The following is a 25,971-nucleotide window of genomic DNA, read 5'->3' as shown; positions in this document are numbered from 1 at the left end:
TGGCGACGCAATCGATGAGCGAATTGGAGCGTTCGGTCCTTGCCCGAATCGATCAGGAACGGCTGGTAGGCCGATGCGCACAGCTGATCGAAGCTCCCAGCGAGAATCCCGGTGGCAGCGAAGAACGCACTGTCCAACTACTGCGCGAAATGCTCGAAGAGCTGGGGGCATCCGTTCATTTGCAGCAGGTGGCCGAGGGGCGTCCGAATCTCGTGGCCCACCTCGGTGGCGGCAACAGCGGGGGTGGGATACTGTTCCTCGGGCACAGCGATGTCGTACCTGCCGGAAGCGGCTGGCATGCAGACGCATTCACAGCTCGGCGGGAAGGCGATCAGCTGGTCGGTCGCGGGGCAACGGACATGAAGGGCGGTCTGGCTGCGATTATCGAAGCCATGGCAGCGGTCCACCACCAAGCACCAGAGATCCCGTTGACGTTGATCTGCACTGTGGATGAGGAAGCTGATGCATTGGGAATAACCCATTACATCAATACAGAGCCTCCCGCACCCTACACTGCCTGCATCGTTGCCGAACCTACGGATCTAGTGGCCATTATTGGCTGCCGTGCGGCAGCGAATATGGAGGTGCGCATCAGCGGATCCAGCGCTCACGCTGGCCGTCCGGCAGATGGCGCTAGTGCCATCGAAGCCGCAGCGAAGCTGGTAGCGCTCATCGGCAGGGACAAGGTGCGTCTCGCCAAGAACGGGCATCCGATACTTGGCCCGGCTACTTGGAACGTAGGCACGCTGCACGCCGGGCACGGCACTTCCATCGTTCCGGACGCGGCGGTATTGGGTATCGACCGCCGGCTATTGCCGGGAGAGGACCCGCAACAGGTGCTTGACGAGTTGCTCGTGGCGGCCCGCTTGGATCTTGACCGCGCGTTGGATCTAGACGGCCAGCAGATCGGGGTGGAAGGATCCGTGCAGATGTTCATGCCCGGATTCCTGGCCGAGCCCGACGCTCCTCTGGTGCTCCAAGCCCGCCAGTCACTGCGGGATCTAGGGGCCGCGGGAGACTATGGAATCTGGACGGCATCCTGCGAAGCGGGTTTCATTGCCCAGCACCACCTGGTGCCAGCGGTTGTGCTGGGTCCAGGCGACATTAATTCCCAGGCTCACCAGCCGAACGAAAGTGTTTCCATCCGAGACTTGTGCACCGCGGCAGGCGCTTATGCGCTTATTGCGTTGCGCACCTTTGAAGCTGCTCAAAGCTAAGGACAAGACCATGACTACCCAAGCACAGCTGCCCAAGATCCGAAGCGAAGCGGATTTCACGCCGGAGGAAAAGAAGCAAGCACGAAAATCCGTGGCCGGTTCGGCCATCGGCAATGCGATCGAATGGTTCGATTACGGCATTTATGGGTACCTGATCGTCTATATCTCACAGTTATTCTTCACTTTCGGTGAAGATGCAGGCGCCATGCCGCGAATCCTGGCCTTTTCTACTTTTGCCATCTCCTTTATAGTCCGTCCGCTAGGCGGCATGGTCCTGGGGCCGTTGGGGGACCGGATCGGGCGAAGGACGATTTTGATATTCACCATTGTGATGATCAGCGTTTCCACCGCTGGCATCGCACTGTTGCCAACATTCGAACAGGCAGGATATTTGGCGCCCGCGCTGCTTGTGCTGCTGCGCATGGTCCAGGGATTCTCAGCCGGAGGCGAGTATGCCGGCGCAGCGGTTTTCATGAGCGAGCATGCGCCGGATAACAAGCGTGGCAAGTACGGTTCGTTCCTGGAATTCGGAACACTAGCAGGATTCAGCGCTGCCGCGATCTTGTGCACAATGCTCACCTTGGTTGTGGGCGAGGAAGGCATGATGGCTGGCTGGTGGCGATTGCCGTTCGCGTTGACTCTGGTCTTGGGCGGAATCGCGCTGTGGATGCGCCGGCATCTGGAAGAATCCGAAACCTTCACCGATGATTCAAGCAAGGGGAATACAGTCAGCTCGGCGCCCCAGGCACTTCGTGCATTGCTGCTCCAATACCCGTGGCAGCTGCTCAAGCTCTTCGGTTTCATCGTTCTGGTCAATGTGGCGTTCTATTTGGTGTTGACGTACATGCCCAGTTACCTCACAGCAACACTGGGCCACGATGCGACCCAATCCAACCTGACCCTTGTTCTCATCCAGCTGGTCATGATCACGCTGATTGTCCCGCTCGGTGCATTGAGTGATCGAATTGGCCGCAAGCCGCTGCTGGTCACCGCAAGCGCGGGTTTCGTGCTGCTTTCGGTTCCTGCTGTCTATCTGATGCAAGTGGGAGGGCTGTGGGGACAGCTCGCCGGTATCGGAACTTTGGGTCTTTTGCTGGTCGTACTGCTGTCCACGATTTCTTCCGCTCTTCCGGCCCTCTTCCCCACCTCAGTGAGGTACTCCGGATTCGCTATCGGGTACAACCTGTCAACAGCAGTCTTCGGAGGGACCGCAGCTGTGGCCAACGAAGCAATCATTGGAGCTACCGGCAATGATCTGGTGCCCGGATGGTATCTGATGGGAGCCGGCATTATCGGTCTCGTCTCAGTACTCACTTTCCGGGAAACTGCGGGCCGTTCGCTGCGTGGCAATGTGATTCCGGGCAGTGACGACATGCTGCGTCTGGAGCGCGGGGAGAAACTGGTAGGCGCTTCCAAACGCCGGACCAGGCCGACACCAAGCAAGGAAGCAACGCAATCAAAGGAGATGACGTCGTGAAAATAACCAAGCCAGTGGCGTTGGTGACGGGCTCAACCTCGGGAATCGGTATTGCGATTGCCCGACGCCTGGTCAAAGACGGTTTTTATGTCGTGATCAGTGGAAGGAACGCTGAACGCGGCAAGGATGTCGCGAGTGAACTGGGTGAGAATGGTTGCTTCATCCAGGCTGATCTAGTTGCTTCCGGGGCATCCCAGAGCTTGGTCGACAGTGTGGTGGAGAAGACCGGCAGGCTTGATGTGCTGGTCAATAATGCAGCCATCGATCACACCAATTGGGTTCTGGATACACCCGAAGAAGAGATCCGCGAGGCCTTTGAGATCAATACCTTCTCGGCGATTTTTTGCCTTCAAGCCGCAGGACGCGCGATGCGCGATTTCGGTGGCGGGTCGATTATCAACATCACTTCGCGGTTGGCGAGCATAGGTGTGCCCACAATGAGCCTGTACAGCGCCAGCAAAGGAGCGATGCTGGCCCTGACTAAGGCTGCCGCCGTGGAATTGGCCGAGCATAACATCCGGGTCAACGCCGTGGCCCCGGGGATGACCAGAACGCAGATGTTCAAGGACTGGCTGGCATCCCAAGACGACCCCGAGGCTACCGAGCGCGAGGTATCAGCTGCGATCCCGCTGGGGCGGGTTGCGCTACCGGAAGACGTAGCGGGTGCCGTGGCATATTTCGCTGATCCGGCCAACAGCTATGTCACCGGCACGTCGCTGCCCGTTGATGGCGGTTATCTGGCCAAGTAGAAGTAACAGCAGTTTAGTTCTCCGAAGGAGTTCCTGAAATAAGCAACTCCCGCTGGTTGCCCAGCGGGAGTTGCCCGATCATCACTCGCACCTTCATGAAGTGCTTTCAACTCTAGGGGTGCTTCCTATGCCCCGGCTGGGCTGAAACCTCGGAAACCTTGAATACTGGGAGTTGGGCTAATCGATGCTGGCCAGCGGCTGGGGCGTGCCCACGCTTTCGGGCTTCGGCTTGGCCATGGCGGGAATGCAGGCGGCGATGATCGCTGCCACCACGCAAATGCCGGAGCCAAGCCACAGGGTCGTGTGGAAGCCGGCTTCGGATGGCAGTACGACGCCATGGAAATCAATGGTCATGTCCGCAAGGACCAGCCCGATGATGGCCGCGCCAGAGGTGGTGCCCAAGGAACGCATCAGGGTGTTGAAGCCATTGGCCGCACCGGTCTCGCTGCGCGGCACTGCGCCCATGATGATGGCAGGCATGGCGCCATAGGCCAGGGCGACACCGCTGTTGATGACCAGGCTGACCGCCAGCAGGCCCCAGGTGCTGGTCATGCCCAGCGGACCGGCCGAGTAGCCGAGCGCCATAATGGCGATGCCCAGCACCAGCGTGAACTTGGGGCCCTTGGCACTGGTCAGCCAGCCGCTCACGGGGGAGAGGACCAGCATCATCAGTCCTGCCGGCGCCATCCACAGGCCGGCGGCCAGGATGCTTTGCCCCAGGCCGTAGCCAGCTTCGGCTGGCATCTGCAGAATCTGCGGCATCACCAGCGAGCTGGAGTACATGCCGAAGCCCACGAAGATCGACGCGATATTCGTCAGCAGCACCCGGGGAATGGCGGCGGTGCGCAGGTCCACCAGCGGGCTGGCGGTCTTCAATTCCCAGAAGCCCCAGATGACGAGGACCACGACGGCGGCAATCAGCAGGGCGAGCACCGGGATCGATCCCCAGCCCCAGGTCGAGCTCTTGGAAACGCCGAGCATCAGGCAGATCAGGCCGATGGCTCCGATCCAGTCGAAGCGGCAGGTGCTGCGGGTGGTGCCGGCTACCGGGATGAACTTGAGGATCAGCAAGACCACGATCAGCGTGATCGCCGCGCCGATGCAGAACAGCACGCGCCAAGAGGAGAACTGGGTGATGGCCGCCGACAGCGGCAGGCCGATGGCGCCGCCGACGCCCAGGGTGGCGGAGACCGTGGCGATCGCCGAAGGCAGGCGCTCCTTGTCGACGAGATCGCGCAGCATGGCAATGCCCAGCGGGACCATGCCGGAGCCGAAGCCCTGCAGGGTGCGCCCGACGATCATCACCGTGGTATTCGGCGCGAGCGCGCAGATCAGGCCGCCGAGGATGAGCGGGATAGCCAGCAAGACCAGGATGCGGCGCTTGCCGAACATATCGCCCAGCCGTCCCGAGATCGGCATGACCACTGCGGCCGCCAGCAGGGTGGCGGTAATGATCCACGCGGTGTTATCCGGCGAGGTATTGAAGATTTCCGGCAGCTGCGGGATGAGCGGGGCGACCATCGTCTGCGTGAGCGATGAGGCGATGCCAGCGGTGGCGAGAATGCCGACGATGAATCCGGAACTGGTTTTTCCGGCGGGGGTGGTTGTGGGCAGGGGAGCCTTCCGAAGCAAATGTGTAACTTACATACAATATGTATCTTACATACAATATGTATCTTACACATCAAGGGTATGATGGAGAAATGCCAGAAGAACAGGCCGGGATCAAGGACCGCATCGCAGAGATCGAATACGAGCAGATCATGCTAAGCCGCTACACCATCGCCCATCGGCGCCATTCGGGAGGGCTTGACCGCAGCGTGTACCTGCTGATGAGCCGCATTGACGGGCAGGGCCCGATGACCATTACCGAACTGAGCCAGGCACTGCGCCTGGATAACTCGACTCTGCAACGCCAGGTGACCGCGGCCATCAAGGACGGGTATCTGGAACGCATTGCCGATCCCCAGGGAAATGTCGCCCGCAAGATCTGCCTGACCTCGATGGGCGCTGAGCGGCTGTCGGATTCCCGCGCGCTGTCCATCGCTTCGCTGGAGCAGGTCCTGGGCGATTGGAGCTCCGCGGATATCGAGCAATTCGCCAAGTACCTGAATCGCTTCAACAGCTCGATCGAAGAGTACAGCGAAGCCAAAAGGGCTTAAAGAGAAGTTCCCGTTGGGCAATATCCAACGGGAACTTCTACGATCATCACTCGCACCTTCAAGAGGTGTTTACAACACTACTGGCGGTTTCTGTGCCGTCCCTTTGGCTCAGCTACGCATATTCGATGCTTCCGCACAGGCAAGGTACACAGAAGGCCGTTGGGCGAAATGCACATAGATCCACGGGCCGACCGGCACGAAACTTGGTCAAATCTCCATAGGCCCGCGAGCCGGTTCTCCCTATGCTGGGAAGCATGACTCCAATGCAGAAGCCAGCGCCCGCAGCAACCCGTCCGTTGAACGTGGCCATCGTGCCTGATTCCTTCAAGGGCAGCGGGCGGGCCAGCGAGGTGGCCGCGGCCCTGGCCGACGGCTTCGCCAAGGGAGCGGCCAGCCGCAAACGCGATGTCGAGATCACCGCGGTGCCCTTCGCCGATGGCGGAGAAGGCACCCTCGAAGCGTTGATCGATGCCTGGGGCACCGACGCGATCAGCGTGCAGACCACCGACGCCCTGGGGCGCCCAGTCGCGTCCCGGCTGGGACTGTCCGCCGACGGGAAGATTGCAGTGGTCGAAGCGGCCGAAGCCGCCGGCCTGCCGCAGGTCAGCGACGTCGAGCGCCAGCCGCTGGAGGCAACGACCTACGGTTTGGGCGCGCTGGTCTCCCGGGCCCTGGAGCTGGGCGTCTCGCAAATCATCCTGTGCCTGGGCGGCTCGGCCACTACCGACGGCGGCACCGGGCTGCTCACCGCGCTGGGCGCCAGCTTCCTTGATGCCGACGGCGCGAAGCTGCCAGCCGGGGGCGGAGCGCTGCAGAATCTGGCAGCCATCGACATCTCGCGGCTTGACCCGCGGGCGGCGAACGTCCAATGGCAGATCGCCTGCGATGTCACCAACCCGCTGCTCGGCGCCAAGGGCGCGGCCGCGGTTTTCGGTCCACAGAAGGGCGCCAGCCAGGAGCAGGTGCAGCTCCTGGATGCAGGCCTGGCCCGGCTGGCCGATGTGCTGGAAGCCGATACCGGGCGCAAGCTGCGCGAGCAGCCGGGCATGGGCGCGGCCGGCGGCTTGGCCATCAGCCTCGGATCCTACTTCCAGGTGGATCTGGTCCCCGGCTGGGATTTGGTGGCGCAAGTGCTTGGCGCCCACGGCATCCTCGAGGGCGCGGATCTGGTACTGACCGGGGAAGGGCGCCTGGATTCGCAGTCGCTGGACGGAAAGGTGGTCTCCGGGGTGCTGCAGGCAGCCGGCGAGAACGCCGAGGTGATCGTGGTTGCCGGGTCGGTGGACCTGGCCGATGAGCAGCTGGAGGAATCCGGGATCCTGGCCGCTTATTCCATTGCCCCGGGGCCGGCAACGCTGGCAGAACTCTCCGCGCAGACCCTGTCCCTGGTGGAGCGCACCGCGTTCAGCGTGGCGCGCACCTACCTGCGCTAGCCTGCACGTTCGGGGTCAGCCGGCCGTGCGCAGGAATTCCCCGAAGGACATCGGCGGGGTGCCGGTGATGATTTCGACGTGGTTGCTCACCTGTGACATCGCATCGCTGGCGATGGCTGTATAGGTGCTGACCCAGGCATCCAGCTGCCAGTCCGGGGCACCGAAGACCGCGCGCGAGGCGTAGGCCTCCTCGATGGTTTCGTCGTGGAACACGATCTGCTTGCCGCCGGCCCCGCTGAGGATGCGTGCCACATCGGCCATGTCCAGGGACTGCGGCCCGGTCAGCTCGTAGGTGGCGCCGGCATGCTCTGCCGGATCTGCGAGCACGGCGGCCGCGGACCGCGCCACGTCGGCCCGGGCGACCGGAACGAAGCGGCCCTCGCCTGCCGGTCCGCGGATGACCCCGTCCCGCCCGGCAAGGTGCGGCATGAGGTCCTGGTAGAAGCTGTCGCGCAGGAAAGTCCAGCGCATCCCGGACTCCTTCAGGTATTGCTCGGTGGCGTGGTGCTCGCGGGCAAGGGTGAACAGCGCATCGGGTGCCGCGGCGGAAAAGGATGTATAGATGACCTGCTTTACCCCGGCCTTGCTGGCCGCGTCGATGAAGGCACGGTGCAGATCCATCCGCTGCGGCCCTTCCGGAGCGGAGACCATGAAGAGCACCTCAACGCCGTCAAGGGCCTCGGCGCTGGCGGACTGGTCGGCATAGTCGAATTGCCGCACCTCGGCCTCGGGCAATTCCGGGGCCTTCGACGGCGTGCGCGCCAGCAGGCGCTGGGCGATCCCGCGGTGGGCGAGCTGATGGGCCACCAGTGATCCGAGCGCTCCGGTGGAGCCGGTGACTGCAATACTTGGCGTGGACCCCATGGCTGCTCGCTTCCCCTCTGGTGCAATGCCCAGTGCCAGCCTAGGCGAAGCGCGCCCTATTCGATACCCCAGCGTTGGGACGACTTCGGCGGCGTGAGGTGTCAGCCGAGGGGTTGAGATCGGCTGTCCCGAGTTACCTCAGCCTGCCGATGTCCTTGCGCGGGTGGATTTCTACGATTGAACCATGAACAAGAAAAGGTACCTCGCTGTTGGCTCCCTGAGCATCATTTTTGCACTCCTGCTATCCGGATGCAGTGTCAGCGATCTGTTGTCGGACAAGCTGGATGAGTCAACGACTAGAACTGCGGAATCCTCCAGCAAAGCTGTGGCAGATGGCCTCTTGCCGAACTGGGTTCCTGAAGGCGGAACAAATATCGAACTGGTGCAGCGCAACACAGGCAACGAACGTATTTTCGTGATGGACTACGAAGGAAAACTCAACGATGGCCAGTGCACCGCTCTGAGCAAAGTCGGAGATCCAACCGACGCAGAATTGGCTAAGGCCTACGCTTCCGATCCGCGTACCAAGGATCTGGCAGCAGTCGAAATATCCAAAACTAGAACGTTGGATGCAGACTGGTGGCCAGACGACGCCCAGACGCGTACCACGGATCTCTGCGGACGGTTCTGGGTCCACCAGGCCGATGGAAAACTTTATGCCTTTGCCCCCGACTTGGTTGTCCAGGTGCAGGCCATTGAGAAAGAGCGCGCGGCGGCCGAGAACAACAAGTAGCTTTAATCTGGTCGGCCATGATTCGCAGGCCGCCAAGTCATTCTGCTGTGACTTGGCCGGTGGCTTGCGAATTCATGGTTCGAAGGAAGTCGGTCTCTAGCTGTTGGTGTTCGGAGCTAACCGAGTTGCGTACACAATGCAACCGGCCAGTCCGAGGAAGCTGAGCAGAATCGCAGAGAAACCGAGTAGGCCCGGAAGCTGCTGGCTCCAGGTCATATTGAACGTCACGAGCAGAGCGACCAAAAATCCCCCCGTCAGGTAGCTGACAGCTGAACTCATGATGAACCTTTCGTGGGGAGAACTTGCTTCAGCGAGCCTAGCATCTCCAAGCGTGGGAGCCTAGGACCTTGAGCAGCTGTTTTGGACTTCCATGTCCGTATGGAAGGTGGCGGCTAGGATGAAGACATGAATCAAAAGGAGCAACCTCGGCTGGCCAGCGCATTGGCGCAAAAGGTCGTTGATACTATCGCTCCGACCATCAACCGCAACGTGAACATCATGAATGCTCACGGGGTCATCATCGCTTCGACCGATGCCGCGCGAATCGGCACCCACCACGACGGCAGCGCCGAGGCAATCAGCCGCAACGCCATCATCCGGGTCAGCCAGGCTGACGGTTCCGCGGGAACCCTGCCAGGGGTCAATGTCCCTCTGACGCTGAACGGCCAGCTGTGCGGAGTTGTCGGCGTGACCGGTGCTCCGCATGAGGTGGAACCGCTGGCCGGCCTGATTGCCTTGACGGTGCAATTGCTCTTCGCCCAGGACTACGAGCACTCGCGCAGTGCGCGCCGCGAGACCGAGGCCCGAGACATCATTTCTGCGCTGATCGCAGGCCGCGTGGCCCCCGAAGTCATCGACCGCTCGCTGGCTGCCCATGGCTTGCGCGGGCCGAAGTGCATCGAAGCATGGCTCCCGCGAAGCGTCGAGGATCCGTTGCTCGAAGAACCTGCCAAGGAGCACCACCGCACGTCTTGGATCAGCCTGTCCGGTGCGTACTGGAGGCTGCGCGCAGCCCACGAGCCTGCTTTCGCTGAAGAACTCTTGAACGAGGAACGTTTCCTCGTGTCCATGCCGGTGGAAACTGCGGAGGAGCTCATGGCCGAAACCGAAGCGCTGCGCGTGCTGCTGGGGTACCCGTCGCTCGTGCCCCGCCATGCCCAGCGCGGAATGTGGAGCCGGGAAATTGCGGTGGCTATCGCCCGCACCCCAGCGCGCAGCCTGGAACATGCCGCCGCTCCGGCGCAACAGCTCAACGAGGAACAAGCCAAAACCCTCTTGGTGGTTTCGACGGCTGCATCGATGAGCCAAGCCGCCTCGGATCTGCATATTCACCGCAACACCTTGGTGCAACGGCTTGAGCGGATCGGCCGGATTAGCGGTGTGGACATCCGGCAGTCCAGCGAGTCACTGAAACTCCAGCATGCGATTTACGCGAGAGCGGCCATGGGCCAGCTGCATATTTTCTAGGACCCGGGAACTGGGTTGCGGTGACAGTTGTGGCAGTAGCCGGATATTTGCACACATTGACCCAAATCGAAAGTGGGCAAATATGGTCGTGTGCCCATAGGTAATCGGTGCGGGTTTTTCTAGTATTGGCAGGATGATCGATCTTTGCGCCCGAATTCCGTGGCGGCACGGAGGTATCTAGTCCAACAGCCAAGGCTTTGAGCAGCTTTGCCGACGGGGCTGATCCACCGGTTGTGCCATCGTGGGCCGGGAGCAGAGAACTACTGTTTTTGGCAAAGGAGCCAACCCGCCGTGTATGAACTTCTTGTTCTGCTGATCCTTGTCGTGGCCATCGTAATGGTCACGGCACGCTTGAAAATCAGCCCATTCCTCGCCCTCATTGGCGCCGCCATCCTGGCTGCCTTCGCCTACCGGATTCCGCTGGCCGACGTGGCCTCGACGGTCACCACGGCCTTTGGCAGCACCATGGGCAACATCGGTCTGGTGATCCTGTTCGGAACAATGATCGGTGTGATCCTGGAGAAATCCGGTGCCGCGATCTCCATGGCAGATGCGCTGATCAAGGTCCTGGGCACGCGGTTCCCCAACCTGACGCTGTCGATCATCGGCTATATCGTTTCCATCCCGGTCTTCTGCGACTCCGGGTACGTGGTGCTCAACTCGCTGCGCAAAGCCATCACCCTGCGCACCGGCGTTTCTGCGCTGGCGACATCCATCGCCCTGATGACCGGCCTGTACGCAACCCACACCATGGTGCCGCCGACTCCGGGTCCGCTGGCCGCAGCGGAAAGCATCGGGGTTGCCGACAACCTGGGCCTGATCATCGCCGTCGGCTTGCCTGTTGCCGCCATCTCTGCGCTGGCAGGTTTGGCCTACGCCAGCCGTTTCAACAAGTCCAAGTGGACCCCGTTGCCCAGCGAGGGCGATGACGACATCTCCGAACTCGACTACGAGCAGCTGCGCGCGAGCTTCGGCAAATTGCCGAGCCCGGCATTGGCATTCATGCCGATCCTGGTTCCGCTGGTACTGATCTGCGCCGCTTCCATTGCGAAGCTGCCTTCGCACCCGTTCGGCGAGGGCATTGCCCTGGAAATCCTTTCCTTCATCGGTACTCCGGTGATCGCCCTGATCTTCGGCTTGATCTCCGCGACCTTCCTGCTCAGCGGCGACAGCAAGCTGGCGGTCTTCAATGAGCAGATGCATGAAGCCGTGCGCACCGCTGCCCCGATCTTGCTGATCACCGGTGCCGGTGCGGGCTTCGGCGCGGTGCTGGCAGCCTCGGATCTGACCACGATCCTTTCGGATTCGCTCAGCGGCCTGGGCTTGGGCCTGGCGGTGCCGTTCCTGATCGCCGCTGCGCTGAAGTCCGCGCAGGGCTCGTCCACTGTGTCCATGGTGACCACCTCTGCGCTGGTCGCGCCGATGCTCGGCTCCTTGGGTCTGGGTTCGGAACTGGGCATGGTGCTCACGGTCTTGGCCGTCGGTGCCGGTGCGATGGTTGTCTCGCACGCCAACGACTCCTACTTCTGGGTCGTGTCGCAGCTCAGCCGCATTCCGGTGATTACCGCATACAAGACCTTGAGCGTGGCGACCGCCATTCAGGGTACCGCCGCCTTCCTGACGGTATTGCTCCTGGGAGCCGTGCTGCTGTAGCAGGACGCTGGCCCAGCAAGCAATGGATCGCACCATCTGCCGATGGCGCGATCCGTTGCTTTAAGGATGTGTCTGAAAGCGGTAGCCGAAGAGCGACGTCCTGCCCGCTAGATGCCTCGCGCGGCCTGGTTCGCTTTGGCAGCCGAGACCATCAGCAACACGATAATGGCCAGATAACCTGCGCCGGTCGTGGCGAAGGCGAAACCGAACTGGCCCAGCACGCAGAGGATCGCTGCACCGGACAACATGGCCCAGCCGGCCCAGGAAGCCGCGGCCACCAGCGGCGCAGCCCGCCGATGCCCTGCCAACCAGGCCTCGTCGCTGGCCAAGGTGTGGCGCGTCCTGATGCCGATGGCCGCATTGCGCGCGAGCTTTCCATCCCGGGCCATGGGTGCGAGGAGCGCTGCCACCAAAGTGATGGCCAGCAACCCGAACATGAAGGAGATGACGCTTGCTGGATCCACGTTCCACCTATCCTGCCTATTCGCCGTGAACAGCCATCCTATTCGGAAGTTGCGCAGTTCCCGAGTTCAAATTTCGTCATGCAAGTGTCATATGAAGGCCGCGCAGCCATCGATCAGGCAAGCAGGTGGCTCGAAGATGACGTATTTTGTCCTGCCGTTCCCTCGCATGACAGTGCCCTTCCGTGACTGCTGCCGGCAGTGGTTGACTCGGAGCACAACCCATCCAGAGCGGCTGAGAGACCTGGCTCCGCGACGCCGCAGCAAGCCTGCATCCCGCAGGTAGTGCTAACGCCAGGATCGATGGAATCGCAGGGACCCTGCGTCCTTCGGAACCTGCAACGCAAGGGAGAAGAAGATGACAGTGCAAGATACCGTACAAGACACCGGACTACGCCGAGTTCCCTACTATGGGAACGCCAGCGAAACCGAGCTGGAGCAGTGGCGCGAAGTTGCCCAGCAGGTGGCAGGCACGCTCGCACAAGACGCCCTGGAACGCGACCGCAAGAACCAGCAGCCATTCGCCGAGGTGCAGCTGCTGCGCGAAGCCGGCTTGCTGAACCTTTTGGTGCCTGCAGAATTCGGCGGAGCAGGAGCCCACTGGGAAACGGCATTCGACGTGGTCCGCATCCTGGCGGCGGCCGATGGATCCATCGCGCAGCTGCTGGCCTACCACTACATCAACCAGTCGGGCATTGCCTTCTATGCTCCGGCGGGGGCGCAAGGCAAGTGGTGGCAACGCACCGTGGAAGGCGGGTGGCTCTGGGGCGATTCGGTGAATCCGGTTGACCCGGATCTGACGCTGAGCGTCGAAGGGGATGGGTACCGGCTGAACGGGGCCAAGCGGTTCTCCACTGGTTCCGGTGTTGGCGAGGTCATCGTCATCAACGCGCTGGTCCAGGGCGGGGAATACGACGGGCAGATTCTCGCCTTCGTGCTGCCCCGCGACATCGAAGGACTGGAAATCGTTGACGACTGGGACTACCTGGGCCAGCGGCTCAGCGCATCCAACTCGCTGAAGTACCACAACGTCAGGCTTGAAGCCGAGGACTTGCTCGGATTCGTCACCGACGAACCGGTGTCCACCTTGCTCACCCCGGGCATCCAGCTGGCTTTCGCCAATTTCTACCTGGGCATTGCCGAAGGAGCGCTGGAGCGTGGCAAGCAGATCCTGCTGGGCCGCAAGAACGCCTGGCTGTTCTCGCAGGCCGACACCTACGCCCAGGATCCGATTTTCCAGCGGATCGTCGGGGAGCTCAAGGCCCGCACCGCCGCGGTGGCGGCGCTGACCGAGAAGCTCGGCCGGAAATTCGATGCCTTGCTGTCGAAGGCCGGAGACGTCACCCAGCCCGAGCGGGCCGCGCTGGCAGTGGAAATTGCCGAAGCCAAGGTGGTTTCCACCGAGGTGGGCGTCGAGGTGGCGAACCGGATCTTCGAGGTGACCGGATCATCCTCGACCGCGAGCTCGGTGGGCCTGGACCTGTATTGGCGCAATGTGCGCACCCACTCGCTGCATGACCCGGTGGACTACAAGAAGATCGAGGTCGGCGCGTACTTCCTGCGCGGAGAATCCCAGCCGCTCTCGCTCTACACCTAGAAATTCCCACGGATTGGACTGAACGATGACTGTACTTGCAACTGGCACTCGGCTTGCAGGGCTCAAAGCCCGTTTTGCCCCGCTCTTCGCGGACATCGCGCAGGGAGCTGCCGAACGCGACCGCACCGGCGAACTGCCCTACCAGGCAGTCGCGGACCTGGCTGCCGCCGGCTTCGGCGCAATCCGGGTTCCGGAATCGCACGGCGGGGCCGGGGCGACCCTGCCTGAGCTCTTCGAGCTGTTCGTGGATCTTGCGGCCGCTGATTCCAATATCGCCCAGGCGCTGCGCGCGCACTTCGCCTTCGTCGAGGATCGGCTGGTGGCAGAGCCGGGTCCGGGTCGTGACAAGTGGCTGGCCCGCTTCGCCGCCGGGGAACTGGTGGGCAACTCGTGGACCGAGGTTGGAACCGTGAAGGTCGGCGACGTGATCACCAAGGTCACCCCGGACGGCGAGGGAGGGTTCAAGATCAATGGAACCAAGTACTATTCCACCGGCTCAATTTTCGCTGACTGGCTGGACACCTATGCCGAGCGCACCGACACCGGAAAACGCGTGATCGCCGCGGTCAACCGCCACCAGCCCGGTGTCGAGCTGGCCGATGACTGGGATGGCTTCGGCCAGCGCACCACGGGTACCGGAACCTCCACGTTCACCGATGCGGTGGTGGCCGAGGAAGACCTGATCGACTTCGACACCCGTTTCAAGTACCAGACCGCGTTCTACCAGCAGGTGCTGCTGGCGGTCCTGGCCGGCTCCGCCAAAGCGGCAGAGCGGGACTTCGCCGCCGAACTGAAAGCGCGCAAGCGGACCTTCAGCCATGCCGCAGCCAATGTGGCGGCCGAAGACCCGCAGCTGCTGCAGGTGATCGGCGAGGTCTCTGCTGCATCCTTCGCCGCCGCGGCAACGGTTCAACGCGTTTCGGCGGCGTTGCAGGGAGCCTACGAAACAGCGCTGGCGCTGCACACCGGCCAGGCGAGCGCAGAAGAGGACGAAGCGGCCAATGATGCGGCCGAGTTGGCCAGCGCGCAGGCGCAGGTGGTGCTCACCCCGCTGGTGCTCAATGCCATCACACATGCCTTCGATGCGCTGGCTGCCAGCGCGACGAGCGTGAGCAAGAACCTTGATCGGCACTGGCGCAATGCCCGAACCGCGGGCAACCACAACCCTTGGGTCTTCAAGGCGCGGTTGATTGGCGACCTGGCGGTCAACGGCACCGAGCTTCCACGCGTGTGGGCGATCGGCGCCTCGAAGTAGCTTCCATTTCCGTAACAGGCCCAGCATTCTTTGCCGATGCTGGGCCTGTTGTTTTGCGCCTGCAGAATCGCCCGCTGGCTAGACTGTGTGGGTGATAAATTACACCCTGCGCCAGCTGCAGTACTTCGTCGCCGTCGCGGAACTCGGCTCCATTTCCGCGGCGGCGAAGCAGTGCCATATTTCCCAGGCCGCCATGTCGCAGTCGATGGACGAGCTGGAGCGCGCCGTCGGCTCCCAGCTGCTGGTGCGCCGCCGGGCGCGCGGGGTGGTGCTCACCGCTGTCGGCACCGACTTCCTGCTGGATTCGCGGGCGCTGGTGCGCCATGCCGAAGAGGTGCAGGACCTGATTGTCGAACGCCAGACCAAGCTCTCGGGCCCGCTGGTGATCGGCTGCTATTCCTCGCTGGCAGCGTTCTGGATCCCGGTGATCTGCGAACGCTTCACCAATGTCCACCCGGACCTGCAGGTGACCTTGGTGGAAGGCGATGGCGCCGAGCTGCAAGAACGCATGCTCAAGGGCCACCTGGATGCGGTGCTCACCCATACCCGCCACCTGCTGCCGCAGGTTTCCTGGCGCCGGGTGATGTCGGGCCGTCCCTATGTGCTGGTGGGCGGGAACCACCGGCTGGCGGACCGCACCTCGGTTGCGCTCGCCGAGCTGGCCGATGACGATTTCGTTTCCCTGGACATTCCCACGGTGCGCGATAACCAGCTGGTGAACCTGCGCATGTCGGGTTTGGACCCGAAGGTGCGCTGGAGTTCGCAGAGCTTCGAGGCGGTACGCGGGATGGTGGCCCGCGGACTGGGCTACACCGTGCTGGTGCAGCGTCCGCCGGTCAACCTGAGCTATGACGGATTGCCGCTGTCGGTGCTGGAGATCGAAGGCGAGGTCGGGGTCAGCGACATCTGCGTGGCCTATACCGCCTCGGAACGCCTGAGCCTGCGGCTGCGCGCGTTCCTGGATTTCTGCGAGGAAACCGGTGCCGAGAAAGAGCGCGAGGCCGGCCGGAACCCATAGGTTCCAGCCGGCTCCGCGCTCCAGGCACCAAGGTTCTAGTGGCTCATCTCCTCGGCTTCGAGGTCCGCGTCGCGGCCTTCCTTGATGCCGCGCATGGCCAGCGCGGCGACAATGAACGCGGCAGCCCAGACGGCGCCGGCGATCCACAGCGATCCGCCGCCCAGCAGCACCAGGCCGGCGACGATCATCGGGGTGAAGCCTGCGCCCACGGTGGAGGAGAGCTGGTAGACGAGCGAGGCGCCGGTGTAGCGGATGCGGGTGGGGAACAGTTCGGCGGTGAACGCGCCGAACGGCCCGAAGATGAACGCCTGGATGATGCCGTTGGCCACGAACAGGGCGATGGCGAACAGCCACAGCTGGCCCAGTTCCAGCATCCACATGATCGGCAGGGCGGCCACGGCGCCGGCGAGGATGCCGACCATCATGACCGGGCGGCGGCCCAGCTTGTCGGAGTAGCGGGAGGATACCCAGATGCCCACCACGGTCAATGCGGCACCGATGGCCTTGATGTTCAGCACCGCGGTGCGGTCCAAACCGACTTCCTCGACCACGTAGGAGATGGCCCAGACGGTCATCAGGCCCTGCACGGTGTAGGAGCTCATGCCCACCAGGGTTCCGCGGATGACCGACTTCGGGTACTTCGTGATGACCTCCATGAACGGGGTCTTGCGCTCTTCGGCCTTGTCTTCCAGGGCCAGGAACAGCGGGGATTCGGTGACCTTCAGGCGGATGACCAGCCCGATGCCCACCAGCGCGATGCTGATCAGGAACGGAATGCGCCAGCCCCAGGCCAGGAACTGCTCATTGGGCATGATGGAGACGGCGGAGACCGCCAAGGTAGCCATCACGGCGCCGGCCGGGCCGCCCATGTTCGCGAAGCTCGCGGCGAAGCCGCGGCGTTCCTTCGGCGCGTGCTCGAGAGCCATCAGCATGGCGCCACCCCATTCGCCGCCCACGGCCAGGCCCTGGACGATGCGCAGGGTAATCAGTGCGATCGGGGCCAGCATGCCGATCTGGGCAGTGGGAGGCAGCAGCCCGATCAGCGTCGAGGCGCCGCCCATCATGGCCATCGAGGTGATCAGCACGCCCTTGCGCCCGATCTTGTCGCCGAAGTGGCCGAAGATGATGCCGCCCAGAGGGCGGGCCAGGTAGCCCACAGCCAGGGTGGCGAAAGAGGCGAAGATTGCCACGCCTGGGGTCAGTCCCACGAAGAAGACCTTGTTGAAGACCAGCGAGGCCGCGGTGGCATAGAGGATGAAATCGTAGAATTCGATCGCGCTGCCAATGAAGCTGGAGGCCAGGATCCGGCGCATCTGCGGGGAGTTCAGCGAGGGGACCTTCATTGGCGCCTCCACGCTGCTGTGGTTATTCAGGGTGCTGCTCATCGTGCTGCCGCCATTTCACTAGTGACGCGGGAAAAGGATATCGTGTCCAGATCGTTGGGCACGCGGTAGTTGCCGGAGAATTTCTCGGCGTGGGCCTCCCAGACTTCCAGGGGTGTGGTTCCGGGGACCAGGTGGTGCAACGCAAGGGTGCGCGCCCCGGCTTCGTGGGCAATCGCGATCGCCTGTTCCGGCGAGGTGTGCGAAGCGCGGTGGTGGTCCATCGAGGCTTGGGCTTCCAAGGTGCCCACCGAACCGTACGCACGTTCCACCCAGTCGAAGTCAATGGCCTCATGCAGCAGCAGGTCGGTGTCCTTCGCCAGGGCCACCAGGTTCCGGCAGGGCGCGGTGTCCCCGGAAATGGTCACCGAGCCTTCGGCGGTGTCGAAGCGGAAGGCGAAGGCCGGGGCGATCGGCGGATGCTTGACCAGGGTTGCGGTCACCGTGACCAGCTCGTCGTGGTAGATCTCGAATGGCGCGAAGTCCGCCGGGGTCGGGTTGGCATTGGGGTGGTACCCGGTGCCGGCAGGGATTTCGATGTCCGAGGCGATGAAGTGGTCCAGCGGGGAGGGGCGCAGCGCGTCGATCACGCGGTCATTCAGGTCAGTGGCGTAGGCCTGCATCAGGTGCTCGAACATCGAAGCGGTGCCCGGGGTCGGGTTCTGCGCGAAGACCGGCTGCGGTGCGGTGGTGGCGCGTGGCGACGCTGGCGGCAGGGCGCCGCGGTCGCCCGGGCCGATGATGGAGATCGGGGCCTTGCCGGCTGGCAGGGTGAACATGCCGAAGATGGCCAGCGACGCCAGGTCGATGGTGTGATCCGAATGCAGGTGGGTGAGGAAGATGCCGCGAAGGTTAGCCGGGGTGAATCCTGCCTTCATCAGCTGGTTGCCCACGCCGGTTCCGGCATCCACCAGATAGACGCTGTCGCCCACGACGACGGCGGTGGAAATGCCTGCGCGCTTGCCGGCGTTCTCGCCGGTCCACCAGCGCGGACCGCCGGCGGTGCCCAGCGTCACGACGTGGGGATTGAGATTGGTGGAGGCCATGGAATGCGCCCTTTCTTTCGTTCAAGTGCTGCATTCAATTCTTATGCGCTGGATCACATCCGTAAAACTGTTTTTATCAACCAGCTAAATAGGTTTCACCGATGATTGGTTGGGTATGCTCATAGCATCGACGTACACCAAGGAGGGTCATGTCCGAGCCAGAACGCAGCCGGATCTCACGCTGGCTACTGCCGCACGGCAGCGAGCCCGACCCGCGCTTCACCCTTGCCAACGAGCGCACCTTCCTGGCCTGGGTCCGCACGTCATTGGCGTTCCTTGCCGGCGGCACCGCGCTGGAGGCCTTCGCCGCCGAGGCGTTCCCGTCGCCGCTCCGCACCTGGCTGGCGGTGCTGGTGATCGGCGTCGGCATCCTGATCGCCGCCGGGGCCGCGGTGCGCTGGGTCCGCGTGGAACGCAGCATGCGCACCGGCCGCCCGCTGCCGATTCCCGCCATTGTCCCGCTGCTTGCCTTCGGCGCGGTGGTCGCCTCGCTGGCGGCCATCGTCATGATCTTCTGGTCGCTCGGCTCGTGAAGAACGAACCCGTCGAGATCGCCGATGCGGGCCTGCAGCCCGAGCGGACCATCTTCGCGTGGAATCGCACGATGGTTTCCTTTCTTGTGGTCTCGGCCGTTTTCCTGCGCTGGCTGCCGCACTACGGCATCGGCATGATCCTGCTGATCGCGGTGTCCTCGTCGATGGCTCTGGGAATCCTGGTCTCGCAGCGTGCGCGCTATCGGCGCATGGCCCTCGGGGTGAAGCACGAGAAGGTCCAGGCGGACGTGGTGGCGGTGCTGATGACCACGCTGGCGCTCTGTGCGCTGGGCGGATATGCGCTGTTCATGGTGCTCGGCCCGAACTAGGCAGGGCGCGGCCGTGTGCACGTGATGCCTGAAGCATCGGAAAATTGGCGGATCCATTTGCCGCCAGCGGGCGTACAGTGGAACTACCGGTTCAGCTCGAATTCGCCGTAAAAGGGGATGATTTGCGATGCAGGCTGAGGCTAGATTCAAGATGCCGTTCAATTTCGCCCAGGTGGTGATTGCGGCTTTCGGGGCCATGTCGCTGAGTGTCTTGGCCTACTTCATTGCCAGGGTCATCGGCGCATCCATGGAGTACTCCGGCGGCTTGTTCCAGAACCTGGACTTCATCCATATCGTGCGCTTTACCGCTCCGCCGATTCTCGTTCTCGGGTTTCTGACCTTCTTGATTGGCCGGGCCAAGCCGGGGTTCTGCCGCATCGCCCAGGTCATCGGCGTTGCAGTCGTGCTGGCCTCGGCGGTGGTGCAGTGGTTCTTCGCCGAGGACTGGGGGACCGCGTTGGCGGTGACCATCATGCACCTGGTGGTCGCGGCGTCCTGGTATATCGCGGTGAACTACTCGAACAGGAAGTTCAACGAGATCGCGGAGCTGGAAAACATATAGCCATGCTAAGTGTCGCGGTTCTCACGGGTTATTGAGAGCCGCGGCACAGGCGGTCAGGAATAGAATGGTTGAGAACTTTCAACAATTCTAGGAGTGCCATGACGGCTCAGGGACAGCCCAACAGCCCATTCAATTTCATCCAAGTGATTATCGGGGCGCTGGGCACCAGCTACCTGAACGTCATCATTTTCTTCCTGGCTGGCGCCGCTGGAGCATCCCGCCGGATCGGTCCGAATCCAACCGATGTTGTCGCCTTCGACCACCTGCTTCAGTTCACGTTGATCCCGATCCTGTTCTTCGGCCTGGTGGTATTCCTGATTGGACGGGCAAACAAGGGCATTTGCAAGATCGCGCAGTGGGTCGGCCTGGTTATAGCTGTCGCATCGATCGCCTTCCCGATCATGCACGCAGCGGATGCCGCTACCGCAGTGGGCCTGAGCCTGATCCATATCGTGACCGGCATCGGCTGGTTCTTCTCCGTGCACTACGGCAACAAGAAGCTGCACGTTCCTTCCAAGGACGTAGCAGTGGCTTGAGCCTGATGCGCAAAACCTCGCAGAACGATCAGCAATGATCTGCTCTGCGAGGTTCTTTGCGTTAAACGGATGTGCCCAAGTGTTGCCGTGAGGGCTATACCCGGACTTCCTCGAGCTGCGGATCCTCGTAGGCCTTGCGCATGCGCGGCAGGAACAGCAGGCTCACGGCCGCCGCGAAGCACAGCACGGCGGCGGTAATCCATGCGGCCAGGTAGCTGCCGGTGGTTTCCCGCGACAGCCCCGCGGTCAGCGAACCTGCGCCGGCGCCGATCATGTGGAAGGCGAAGACCCAGCCGAAGACCACGGTTGCCTTGACCGGACCGAAGTATTGGCGGCAGAGCACCACCGTAGGCGGCACCGTGGCCACCCAGTCCAGGCCATAGAAGATGATGAAGATCCACAGCAGCGGTTCGACGGTGGGCCCCATCAGCGAGTGCAGGAACAGCAGCGAGAGGCCGCGCAGCGCGTAGTACACCGCAAGCAGCAGCCACGGGCGTACACGGTCGGTCAGCCACCCGGAGAAGATGGTGCCGAGGATGTCGAATATGCCTACCAGTGCCAGCAGTCCGGACGCGGTCGTGGCCGGCATGCCGTGGTCGTGCGCCGCAGGGATGAAGTGCGTCTGTACCAGGCCGTTGGTTGACCAGCCGCAAATCCAGAAGGTCATCGCCAGGACCCAGAAGGCCGGGTAGCGCGAAGCCGAGAACAGGGCCTTGAGCGTCGCGGCGGCCATCGACCCTTGCTGGGGTTCGCCTGCCGGAGCGGCAACGGCTTCGGTTCCGCCGTAGGGAAGCACCCCGGCTTCGGCAGGGGAGTTGGCAAAAGGCCAGCGCAGCAGCGGGATGATCAGCACCGCGAAAACGGCAACCACCAGGGCAGCGATCCGCCATGAATACTGCTCGATGATCACCACGATGCTCGGAAGAAACACCAACTGGCCGGCGGCATTCGCGCCGGAGAAGATGCCCATCACCAGGCCGCGGCGTTCGGAGAACCAGCGGTTGGCCACCACGGAACCGAAAACCAGTGCCATCGCCCCGGTGCCCAGTCCAACCAGCACGCCCCACAGCACCCACAACTGCCAGATTTGGCTGATGAACACCGATAATCCGGCGCCCGAAGCCACCAGCGCCAGGGCAATGGCGGCCACCTTGCGCATGGAATAGCGTTCCAGCAAGGTCGCGGCGAAGGGTGCCGCCAGGCCGTAGACCACCAGGTTGATGGTCACCGCGGTCGACAGCTGGGAGCGGAGCCAGCCGAATTCGGATTCGAGCGGTTCGAAGAACGCTCCGGTGGTGGAGCGGAAAGCTGCCGTGGCAACGAGTGCCAGTGTGGTCACGATGGCGACCAGCCACGCTCGGTGGATCCGCGATAGCTTCCGGGAACTCAATCGCACGCTCCTTATAGACGATGCTTAAAGCATTGCACCGGGGCCAACAGGCGTCGAAGTTCATGACACCCGCGGAACAAATATTGACTCCCCCGGTTGTGGAGAGCCTTGCATTACCGGGACTTGCTGCACTTGCCGAAGCGCAGCGGACGCAGGGTTCGCTATGCGGGGTCGTCGCCTTTGCCGGAGTTCTGGCGCCGGTTGCGAGGACGCCGGTCCTGCGCGGGCAGTGCACCCAGCGCCTGCCGCGGGAAGGTTTTCGGCTTGGACCCGGAGGGCAGCTCATCCTTGCCCAGCGGATCCGCCAGGTCCGTCGGGCCAGCTGATGCGTGGCTTACTGGGCTCGTCTCGGAAGTCTGGGCGGTGACCGGGGCATCGCGGATCACCGGCATCCTGCGTGGAGGCAGCGGGCGTTGGTGGTGCACCAGATAGATCAGCATTGCCAGGGCCTTGTGCATGACCACGATGGTGAAAATCGCCGCTCCGGCATAGCAGCCCCAGGCAACCAGGTGCAGCGTGGTCACGTTCAGGACGTTCAGCTCCAACGTGCCGTTTAGCATCATGACCGCGCCGATTTGCCCGATCACTACGCCGAGCACGGCTAGTGAAATCGCAAACCAGAAGTACACCAGGGCATCGGCACCGGGTTTCTTCACCACAGCCATGTGAACCTCCGTTGGCCAGCTGTCGGCGGTCATTGCTACACACTTTAGTGCATGGCGGAAAACGGGTTATCTGCCCAAGGTGGCCCGGGCCTGGCGCAGCAGCGGTTCGTCGACCATCTGCCCCTCGAAGGCAAACACCCCTGGGTTCTCCTTGGCGGCGTCAAGGATCCGCCTCGCGCGGTCCAGTTCCGCTTCGGTGGGCGCGAACGCCTCGCGGATGACCGGCATCTGGTTGGGGTGGATCGAGGCTTTCGCCGCGAATCCCGAAGCCTTGGCATCGCGGGACTCTGCGCCTAGGCCTTCCAGGTCGGGGATGTCCAGGTACACGGAATCAACGGCGGCTTTGCCGTGGGTGGCCGCATGGAGCAGCACCTGCGACCGCGCGAACCGCGCCACCTCGCGGTAGCTGCCGTCCTCTCCGCGCGAGGAGGTGCCGCCGAGCGAGGCGATCAAGTCTTCGGCGCCCCACATCAGTGCGACGACATTCGGCGCCTCGGCAATCTGTCCGGCATTGGTGATGCCCTTGGCAGTTTCGCATAGCGCCAGCACGTCGTATCCGGCCAACGCGGACGGATCCTCCGCGGACTCGCACTTGGGCAGCATCACGGTGCGGTAGGCGGTCTGCTCCAGCGCTTCGAAGTCCTTGGCGAAGTGCTCGCTGTCCACCGGGTTCACGCGCACAATCACCCGTTCGGGATCCAGCGGGGTCTCCACCAAGGCTCTGCGGGCAGCGTCCTTGTTCGCGGGCGCCACCGCATCTTCCAGGTCGATGATGACCGCGTCGGCGCGCTGCGCCGCCTTGGCATAGCGCTCGGGCCGGTCGGCTGGGCAGAACAGCAGGGAAGGACCCATCAGGAAGCTAGCCATCGGTATTTTCCCCCTTGGCTTCCAGTGAGTCCTGGTGCGCTTGCCTGGTCCACATCAGGCAGGTGCGGGTGGCGGTTGCCACGATGTCGCCGTGCTGGTTGCGGCCGGTGTGCGTCATGGACGCCAGTCCCTGGCCGGGGCGCGACTTGGATTCGCGCAGTGCGGTGATCTCGGTTTCGGTGTAGAGCGTATCGCCGTGGAACATCGGGTGCGGGAACTTCACGTCGTTGATGCCCAGCTGCCCCACGATGGTGCCTTCGGTCAGCTGGCCCACCGACTGGCCGATCATGGTGCTCAAGGTCAGCAGCGAGTTGACCAGCGGTTTGCCGAAGGGCTGGGTGGAAGCCCACGCGGCGTCCAGATGCAGGCCCTGGTTGTTCATGGTCATCGTCGTGAAGGCGACGTTGTCCGCTTCGGTCAAGGTGCGTCCGGGCTTGTGCACGTAGGTGGCGCCGAGCTGCAGCTCGTCGAAGTAGAGGCCGCGCTGCTCGACACGGTTGGGGGTTTGCTCGCTCATGCGTCCTGCTCCTGATGCTTCGCTTCGGTACTCTGCATTGCTTCCACGGTGGCCACGACCTGCTTGGCCTTGACCAGATCCCCGGACTTCAGGCCGGTCATCCGCACGATGCCATCGGCGGGGGATAGGAGCTGGTGTTCCATTTTCATCGCCTCGATGCTCAGCAGCAGCTGGCCGGCGGCGACCTCATCGCCATCGGCAACCTGCACGCTGATCACGGTGCCGGGCATGGGGGATTCGACATGCGGGGACAAGGTCCCGGACTCGATGGCGAGGGTGGCCAGGTGGCGTTCGAGGACTTCTTCGCGGGAAAGCTTGCGCACCGCCGCAGTCCACCCGTCCTCGCACAGCCACAGCGTGCCGTCTTCGGCGAAGGCATGCTGGAGTGCTGTGCGCTGGCCGTTGACGGACAGGGTTCCATCCGGCTCCTGGCGCACAGTGAAATCCTCGCCGCCTACTCGCACCAAGCTGGTATCCTGCTCCCTGAGCAGCGCGGTCTTGCCCTCGGCCGCCTCGGCATCGAAGTACTGGATGCTGGCCCGGCGATGCTGGGCCCGCCAGCCATCACGCAGGCCCCAGGGTGTTTTCGCCGCAGGAATCCGCTGGTCCTCAAGGTGCGCCGCCAGTGCCAGTTCGCGATCGCTGATCTGGCGGAAGGCGAACTGGTCCAGCTTCCGCTCGATCAGGTTGGTGTCCAGGCGTCCGGCCGCCACATCCTCGTCCGCCAGCAGCAGCCGCAGGTACTCGCTGTTGGCCAGCACGCCCAGCACCACGGTGCCGGCCAGCGCCTGATCCAGCCGGACCAGCGCCTCGGTGCGGTCCTCGCCCCAGGCGATGAGCTTGGAGAGCATCGGGTCGTAGTGGGCGCTGATCTCCAAGCCGTCGCGCAGCGAGGAATCCACGCGGACATTCTCCGGCTCGCTCACGCGCAGCACGGTGCCCACCGAAGGCAGGAAGCCCGAGGACGGGTCCTCGGCGTAGAGCCGGGCCTCGATGGCATGGCCGCACAGCGCCACCTGGTCCTGGGTGAAGTCCAGCGCCTGGCCGGCCGCGATGCGCACCTGCCACTGCACCAGATCCAGTTTTTCCCCGTTGACCCGCACGGCTTCCTCGGTGACCGGGTGCTCCACCTGCAGGCGGGTATTCATTTCCATGAAGAAGAACTCGTCGGGGTTCTGGTCGCTGACCAGAAACTCGACGGTGCCCGCGCCGACGTAGCCCACGGACTGCGCGGCGGCTACCGCGGCGGCGCCGATGCGCTCGCGGATCTGCGCGCCGTGCTCCAGGTTCTCGAACAGCGGGGCCGGGGCTTCCTCGATGACCTTCTGGTGGCGGCGCTGCAAGGAGCATTCGCGTTCGCCCAGGTGCACGGTGTTCCCATGCGCGTCGGCCAGGATCTGCACCTCGATATGACGCGGATTGCGCACCAGCCGCTCGAGGAACAGGGTGTCATCGCCAAACGCGCTGCGCGCGGTGCGCCGGGCGCTGGCCAGCGCCTCGGGCAGCTGCTCGGCGGATTCCACCGCGAACATGCCCTTGCCGCCGCCACCGGCCGAGGGCTTGATCAGCAGCGGGAAGCCGACTTCCTTGGCGGCCGCGAGCAGCTGCTCGTCGCCCAGGCCGGGTTCGGCGATGCCGGGAACCACCGGCACCTGGTGGGAGAGCACGTGGTTCTTGGAGCGGATCTTGTCGCCCATCAGGTTGATCGAGTTCACCGGCGGTCCGATGAAGGTGATGCCGGCGGCTTCCAAGGCGCGGGCGAAGTCCACGTTCTCGGAGAGGAACCCGTAGCCCGGGTGGACCGCCTGGGCGCCGGTTTGCCGGCAGGCGGCGATCACCGCGTCGATATCCAGGTAGCTTTCATTGGCCGGGGCCGCGCCGATGCGCACCGCGCGGTCGGCTTCGGACACATGCAGGGCCCCGGCGTCGGCGTCGGAGTACACGGCGACGGATTCGATGCCCAGGCGGCGCAGGGTGCGGATGATGCGCACCGCGATTTCCCCGCGGTTGGCGATCAGGACGGTATCAAAGAGCTTGGCAGTCATGGTTCTTTCCTCG

The 25,971-nt window shown here is 63.3% G+C and carries 25 protein-coding genes and 1 riboswitch; of the genes, 15 read left to right on the top strand and 10 right to left on the bottom strand.

All coding sequences use genetic code 11. The features are described 5' to 3' along the window. The first annotated feature begins 14 nt into the window (after positions 1–14). The 3 genes from BKX98_RS09860 to BKX98_RS09850 are packed head-to-tail and all read left to right on the top strand — an operon-like array spanning position 15 to position 3,443. A complete protein-coding gene (locus tag BKX98_RS09860) occupies positions 15–1,217 on the top strand; it encodes a M20 family metallopeptidase (protein WP_233125336.1) in 1,203 nt (400 codons plus the stop codon). Beyond that, a complete protein-coding gene (locus BKX98_RS09855) occupies positions 1,174–2,694 on the top strand; it encodes an MFS transporter (protein ID WP_233125356.1) in 1,521 nt (506 codons plus the stop codon). Before BKX98_RS09860 ends, BKX98_RS09855 begins: the two co-directional genes overlap by 44 nt. Continuing rightward, positions 2,691–3,443 carry an SDR family NAD(P)-dependent oxidoreductase gene (locus BKX98_RS09850; protein WP_073707095.1) on the top strand — a complete coding sequence of 251 codons (753 nt, stop codon included), beginning with the start codon at positions 2,691–2,693 and terminating at the stop codon, positions 3,441–3,443. Before BKX98_RS09855 ends, BKX98_RS09850 begins: the two co-directional genes overlap by 4 nt. Before the next feature lie 177 nt (positions 3,444–3,620). On the opposite strand, the gene BKX98_RS09845 is transcribed toward BKX98_RS09850, so the two are convergent. Next, a complete protein-coding gene (locus BKX98_RS09845) occupies positions 3,621–5,075 on the bottom strand; it encodes an MFS transporter (protein ID WP_233125335.1) in 1,455 nt (484 codons plus the stop codon). 71 nt (positions 5,076–5,146) lie between these two features. Here BKX98_RS09845 and BKX98_RS09840 point away from each other — a divergent pair, with 71 nt between their 5' ends. Beyond that, entirely contained in the window at positions 5,147–5,605 is a 459-nt protein-coding gene (locus tag BKX98_RS09840) for a MarR family winged helix-turn-helix transcriptional regulator (RefSeq protein WP_073707094.1), read from the top strand. A gap of 254 nt (positions 5,606–5,859) precedes the next feature. Beyond that, on the top strand, positions 5,860–7,038 hold the full coding sequence (locus BKX98_RS09835; RefSeq protein ID WP_073707093.1) for a glycerate kinase: 1,179 nt from the start codon (positions 5,860–5,862) through the stop codon (positions 7,036–7,038). 15 nt (positions 7,039–7,053) lie between these two features. On the opposite strand, the gene BKX98_RS09830 is transcribed toward BKX98_RS09835, so the two are convergent. Further along, a complete protein-coding gene (locus tag BKX98_RS09830; protein WP_073707092.1) occupies positions 7,054–7,902 on the bottom strand; it encodes an SDR family oxidoreductase in 849 nt (282 codons plus the stop codon). A 184-nt stretch (positions 7,903–8,086) separates the two neighbouring features. Between BKX98_RS09830 and BKX98_RS09825 the strand changes: the two genes are divergently transcribed. The 3 genes from BKX98_RS09825 (at position 8,087) to BKX98_RS09810 (ending at position 11,755) form a co-directional block, all read left to right on the top strand. Further along, entirely contained in the window at positions 8,087–8,635 is a 549-nt protein-coding gene (locus BKX98_RS09825) for a hypothetical protein (protein WP_073707091.1), read from the top strand. Between the two features lie 405 nt (positions 8,636–9,040). After that, positions 9,041–10,102, top strand: a complete 1,062-nt coding sequence (locus BKX98_RS09815; RefSeq protein ID WP_073707090.1) for a sugar diacid recognition domain-containing protein — start codon at positions 9,041–9,043, stop codon at positions 10,100–10,102. Between the two features lie 291 nt (positions 10,103–10,393). Next, positions 10,394–11,755 (top strand): GntP family permease, encoded by a 1,362-nt coding sequence (locus tag BKX98_RS09810; protein ID WP_073707089.1) that lies wholly within the window; start codon positions 10,394–10,396, stop codon positions 11,753–11,755. Between the two features lie 107 nt (positions 11,756–11,862). On the opposite strand, the gene BKX98_RS09805 is transcribed toward BKX98_RS09810, so the two are convergent. Further along, on the bottom strand, positions 11,863–12,219 hold the full coding sequence (locus BKX98_RS09805) for an SdpI family protein (protein ID WP_073707088.1): 357 nt from the start codon (positions 12,217–12,219) through the stop codon (positions 11,863–11,865). A gap of 216 nt (positions 12,220–12,435) precedes the next feature. Beyond that, a riboswitch (SAM riboswitch) is annotated at positions 12,436–12,526 on the top strand. A gap of 48 nt (positions 12,527–12,574) precedes the next feature. Between BKX98_RS09805 and BKX98_RS09800 the strand changes: the two genes are divergently transcribed. The 3 genes from BKX98_RS09800 (at position 12,575) to BKX98_RS09790 (ending at position 16,086) form a co-directional block, all read left to right on the top strand. After that, on the top strand, positions 12,575–13,813 hold the full coding sequence (locus BKX98_RS09800; RefSeq protein ID WP_083586733.1) for an acyl-CoA dehydrogenase family protein: 1,239 nt from the start codon (positions 12,575–12,577) through the stop codon (positions 13,811–13,813). A gap of 25 nt (positions 13,814–13,838) precedes the next feature. Then, on the top strand, positions 13,839–15,068 hold the full coding sequence (locus BKX98_RS09795) for an acyl-CoA dehydrogenase family protein (RefSeq protein WP_073707087.1): 1,230 nt from the start codon (positions 13,839–13,841) through the stop codon (positions 15,066–15,068). Positions 15,069–15,159: 91 nt separating this feature from the next. After that, positions 15,160–16,086, top strand: a complete 927-nt coding sequence (locus tag BKX98_RS09790) for a LysR family transcriptional regulator (RefSeq protein ID WP_038993412.1) — start codon at positions 15,160–15,162, stop codon at positions 16,084–16,086. A 35-nt stretch (positions 16,087–16,121) separates the two neighbouring features. Here the strand turns inward: BKX98_RS09790 and BKX98_RS09785 are convergent, their stop codons facing one another. Beyond that, entirely contained in the window at positions 16,122–17,471 is a 1,350-nt protein-coding gene (locus BKX98_RS09785) for an MFS transporter (protein ID WP_073707086.1), read from the bottom strand. Then, positions 17,468–18,514 carry an MBL fold metallo-hydrolase gene (locus BKX98_RS09780; protein WP_073707085.1) on the bottom strand — a complete coding sequence of 349 codons (1,047 nt, stop codon included), beginning with the start codon at positions 18,512–18,514 and terminating at the stop codon, positions 17,468–17,470. Before BKX98_RS09780 ends, BKX98_RS09785 begins: the two co-directional genes overlap by 4 nt. Positions 18,515–18,663: 149 nt before the next feature. On the opposite strand from BKX98_RS09780, the gene BKX98_RS09775 reads away from it, so the two are divergent. The 4 genes from BKX98_RS09775 to BKX98_RS09760 all read left to right on the top strand — a co-directional run bounded on the left by BKX98_RS09775 (position 18,664) and on the right by BKX98_RS09760 (position 20,474). After that, positions 18,664–19,047 carry a YidH family protein gene (locus BKX98_RS09775; RefSeq protein ID WP_066143268.1) on the top strand — a complete coding sequence of 128 codons (384 nt, stop codon included), beginning with the start codon at positions 18,664–18,666 and terminating at the stop codon, positions 19,045–19,047. Next, on the top strand, positions 19,044–19,376 hold the full coding sequence (locus BKX98_RS09770) for a DUF202 domain-containing protein (RefSeq protein ID WP_073707084.1): 333 nt from the start codon (positions 19,044–19,046) through the stop codon (positions 19,374–19,376). The genes BKX98_RS09775 and BKX98_RS09770 overlap by 4 nt, the downstream gene beginning before the upstream one ends. A 151-nt stretch (positions 19,377–19,527) precedes the next feature. Continuing rightward, positions 19,528–19,938 carry a DUF6069 family protein gene (locus BKX98_RS09765; protein ID WP_233125334.1) on the top strand — a complete coding sequence of 137 codons (411 nt, stop codon included), beginning with the start codon at positions 19,528–19,530 and terminating at the stop codon, positions 19,936–19,938. A 98-nt stretch (positions 19,939–20,036) separates the two neighbouring features. Then, positions 20,037–20,474: a DUF6069 family protein gene (locus BKX98_RS09760; RefSeq protein ID WP_038992912.1), complete on the top strand. Its 438-nt coding sequence runs from the start codon at positions 20,037–20,039 to the stop codon at positions 20,472–20,474. 94 nt (positions 20,475–20,568) lie between these two features. On the opposite strand, the gene BKX98_RS09755 is transcribed toward BKX98_RS09760, so the two are convergent. The 5 genes from BKX98_RS09755 to BKX98_RS09735 form a co-directional block, all read right to left on the bottom strand. Beyond that, positions 20,569–21,870, bottom strand: coding sequence for an MFS transporter (locus BKX98_RS09755; RefSeq protein WP_073707082.1), 1,302 nt, complete (start codon positions 21,868–21,870; stop codon positions 20,569–20,571). Positions 21,871–22,025: 155 nt separating this feature from the next. Beyond that, complete coding sequence (locus BKX98_RS09750) at positions 22,026–22,562, bottom strand: hypothetical protein (protein ID WP_073707081.1); 537 nt, start codon at positions 22,560–22,562, stop codon at positions 22,026–22,028. Between the two features lie 33 nt (positions 22,563–22,595). Next, a complete protein-coding gene (locus BKX98_RS09745; RefSeq protein ID WP_073707080.1) occupies positions 22,596–23,396 on the bottom strand; it encodes a CoA ester lyase in 801 nt (266 codons plus the stop codon). Continuing rightward, positions 23,389–23,913 (bottom strand): MaoC family dehydratase, encoded by a 525-nt coding sequence (locus BKX98_RS09740; protein ID WP_073707079.1) that lies wholly within the window; start codon positions 23,911–23,913, stop codon positions 23,389–23,391. The genes BKX98_RS09745 and BKX98_RS09740 overlap by 8 nt, the downstream gene beginning before the upstream one ends. Further along, positions 23,910–25,958, bottom strand: a complete 2,049-nt coding sequence (locus BKX98_RS09735; protein ID WP_073707078.1) for a biotin carboxylase N-terminal domain-containing protein — start codon at positions 25,956–25,958, stop codon at positions 23,910–23,912. The genes BKX98_RS09740 and BKX98_RS09735 overlap by 4 nt, the downstream gene beginning before the upstream one ends. Between the last annotated feature and the right edge of the window lie 13 nt (positions 25,959–25,971).

The organism is Glutamicibacter sp. 0426, from assembly GCF_001906485.1.
Taxonomy (GTDB): Bacteria; Actinomycetota; Actinomycetes; order Actinomycetales; family Micrococcaceae; genus Glutamicibacter; species Glutamicibacter nicotianae.
Note: the sequence above shows the minus strand (reverse complement) of the source record. Positions and strands in the feature narration are given on the sequence as shown.

Excerpts from the sequence above, each read along its gene's own strand:
- BKX98_RS09800 (WP_083586733.1), top strand. The coding sequence starts at position 12,575 with ATGACAGTGCAAGATACCGTACAAGACACCGGACTACGCCGAGTTCCC.
- BKX98_RS09785 (WP_073707086.1), bottom strand. The coding sequence starts at position 17,471 with ATGAGCAGCACCCTGAATAACCACAGCAGCGTGGAGGCGCCAATGAAG.
- BKX98_RS09795 (WP_073707087.1), top strand. The coding sequence starts at position 13,839 with ATGACTGTACTTGCAACTGGCACTCGGCTTGCAGGGCTCAAAGCCCGT.
- BKX98_RS09830 (WP_073707092.1), bottom strand. The coding sequence starts at position 7,902 with ATGGGGTCCACGCCAAGTATTGCAGTCACCGGCTCCACCGGAGCGCTC.
- BKX98_RS09750 (WP_073707081.1), bottom strand. The coding sequence starts at position 22,562 with ATGACCGCCGACAGCTGGCCAACGGAGGTTCACATGGCTGTGGTGAAG.
- BKX98_RS09815 (WP_073707090.1), top strand. The coding sequence starts at position 9,041 with ATGAATCAAAAGGAGCAACCTCGGCTGGCCAGCGCATTGGCGCAAAAG.
- BKX98_RS09855 (WP_233125356.1), top strand. The coding sequence starts at position 1,174 with ATGCGCTTATTGCGTTGCGCACCTTTGAAGCTGCTCAAAGCTAAGGAC.
- BKX98_RS09835 (WP_073707093.1), top strand. The coding sequence starts at position 5,860 with ATGACTCCAATGCAGAAGCCAGCGCCCGCAGCAACCCGTCCGTTGAAC.
- BKX98_RS09825 (WP_073707091.1), top strand. The coding sequence starts at position 8,087 with ATGAACAAGAAAAGGTACCTCGCTGTTGGCTCCCTGAGCATCATTTTT.
- BKX98_RS09840 (WP_073707094.1), top strand. The coding sequence starts at position 5,147 with ATGCCAGAAGAACAGGCCGGGATCAAGGACCGCATCGCAGAGATCGAA.
- BKX98_RS09760 (WP_038992912.1), top strand. The coding sequence starts at position 20,037 with ATGACGGCTCAGGGACAGCCCAACAGCCCATTCAATTTCATCCAAGTG.
- BKX98_RS09765 (WP_233125334.1), top strand. The coding sequence starts at position 19,528 with ATGCCGTTCAATTTCGCCCAGGTGGTGATTGCGGCTTTCGGGGCCATG.
- BKX98_RS09860 (WP_233125336.1), top strand. The coding sequence starts at position 15 with ATGAGCGAATTGGAGCGTTCGGTCCTTGCCCGAATCGATCAGGAACGG.
- BKX98_RS09745 (WP_073707080.1), bottom strand. The coding sequence starts at position 23,396 with ATGGCTAGCTTCCTGATGGGTCCTTCCCTGCTGTTCTGCCCAGCCGAC.
- BKX98_RS09740 (WP_073707079.1), bottom strand. The coding sequence starts at position 23,913 with ATGAGCGAGCAAACCCCCAACCGTGTCGAGCAGCGCGGCCTCTACTTC.
- BKX98_RS09735 (WP_073707078.1), bottom strand. The coding sequence starts at position 25,958 with ATGACTGCCAAGCTCTTTGATACCGTCCTGATCGCCAACCGCGGGGAA.
- BKX98_RS09775 (WP_066143268.1), top strand. The coding sequence starts at position 18,664 with ATGTCCGAGCCAGAACGCAGCCGGATCTCACGCTGGCTACTGCCGCAC.
- BKX98_RS09780 (WP_073707085.1), bottom strand. The coding sequence starts at position 18,514 with ATGGCCTCCACCAATCTCAATCCCCACGTCGTGACGCTGGGCACCGCC.